This window comes from Ameyamaea chiangmaiensis (assembly GCF_013376175.1).
In the GTDB taxonomy this organism is placed as follows: Bacteria; Pseudomonadota; Alphaproteobacteria; order Acetobacterales; family Acetobacteraceae; genus Ameyamaea; species Ameyamaea chiangmaiensis.
In genome coordinates, this window is the sequence record NZ_JABXXR010000289.1 from 1 (window position 1) to 1,558 (window position 1,558).

General features: G+C 70.8%; 2 protein-coding genes. Both read left to right on the forward strand.

Annotation, left to right across the window (positions count from 1 at the left end):
- Positions 1-692, forward strand: a 692-nt coding sequence (locus HUK82_RS16435; protein WP_176614941.1) for a fibronectin type III-like domain-contianing protein, incomplete at its 5' end; no start/stop codon positions are given.
- Positions 689-1,558 (forward strand): LysR family transcriptional regulator (locus HUK82_RS16440; RefSeq protein WP_256127065.1); only part of this gene is annotated, 870 nt, incomplete at its 3' end. The genes HUK82_RS16435 and HUK82_RS16440, both read left to right, overlap by 4 nt.

Below are 1,558 nucleotides of genomic sequence, written 5' to 3' on the forward strand. Positions count from 1 at the left end.
GTCGCGCGGATGTCGCAGCGTGGACGGCGACGGCCTCCGACGCGGCGGAGCGCGGGGTGCCCGTCATCGGGTTGTGCCTGTGTGCCGGCACGCCCGATCTTGCACCGTTTGCATCTCTGGACGCGTTGGTCGTGACCGCGCCGACGGCGTCCGCCGTGCCGGGCGCGCTGGCACGTCTTCTGGCCGGGCGTCAGGATTTCTCCGGCCGTCTGCCCGTCTCCTGGCCGCTGGCGGGCGAGGCGGCGTCGCCCTATCTGGTGCGTGACCAGTCGCGGCGGCCACCGCTGTTTCCCTTCGGCGCGGGGCTTTCGGCGACGATACGCCCGGTCCTGTCGGATCTGCATGTGCGGGCCGAGGGCGGGCGGCTGCACGTGGTGTTCACGGTGGCCAACCTGTCGGACGAGGCCGGGATCGCGGTGCCGGAGGTCTATCTCGACAGGGCGACCGGCGTCGCGGGGCCGCCCAAGCGCCTGGTCGGCTGGCGGCGTGTGCCGCTTCTGCCGCGGCAAAGCCAGCAGATCGGGCTTGATGTGCCGCGACTGGCGATCGAACACTGGGACGCGGAGACGGGCGGCTGGCGCGGGGAGGTCGGCACCACGTGGGTTTCGCTGGGCAGCAGCGCGGTCGACCTTCCGTTGCATGTGGCCGTCGAGCCGTTCGCGCCGGCCGCCCTCTCGGGCGAGGTACGATGATCGGGAAGGGAAAAGCGATGGATCGCGGGTCGCAGCGCCGCAGTACGCTCGAGCGCATGACGCTGGAGCATCTGCGCATCTTCGTCGCCGTGGCCGAGCGTGAACACATGACGCGCGCGGCGGCGGCGCTGGGCGTCGTGCAATCGGCCGTCAGCACCGCCGTCAGCCAGCTTGAGGAACAGGTCGGCATGCGCCTGTTCAACCGCGTGGGACGCGGGATCGAACTGACCGATGCTGGGCGCCTGATGCGTGACGAGGCGCTGGCGGTTCTGGCGCGCATGGACGTCGCGCATCGCCGGATCGAGGATTTCGGTGCCCTCCGGCGCGGGCGACTGCGTATCCATGCCAGCCAGACGATCGCCAGCTACTGGCTTCCCCGGTATCTGGTGGCATGCCGGACGTCGTATCCGCAGGTCGAGATCGCGATGCAGGTCGGCAATACGGCCGACGTCGTGCGCGCGGTCCATGGCGGTCGGGCCGAATTGGGGTTCATCGAGGGCGCGGCGCACGATGATGCGCTGCACAGTGTCTTTGCCGCGCGTGACGGGTTCGTTCTGGTCGTGGCGCCGTCCCACCCGTGGAGCACCGATCCGCCGCGAAGCACAGAGGCCCTTCTGGAGACGGACTGGATCCTGCGCGAACGCGGGTCGGGGACGCGCTCCGAATTCGAGGCCGCCCTCAGCGCGCGGGGGCTGGCGCCCGATCGTCTGCGCATCCGCCTCGAACTGCCGACCAACGAGGCCGTGCGCGCGGCCGTCGAGGCAGGGGGAGGGGCAAGCGTGCTGTCGGCGTCCGTCGTTGCACCGGGGCTGGAGGCGGGCCTGCTGCAGGCGGTGCGTTTTGAACTGCCCGAACGCGCCTTTGCC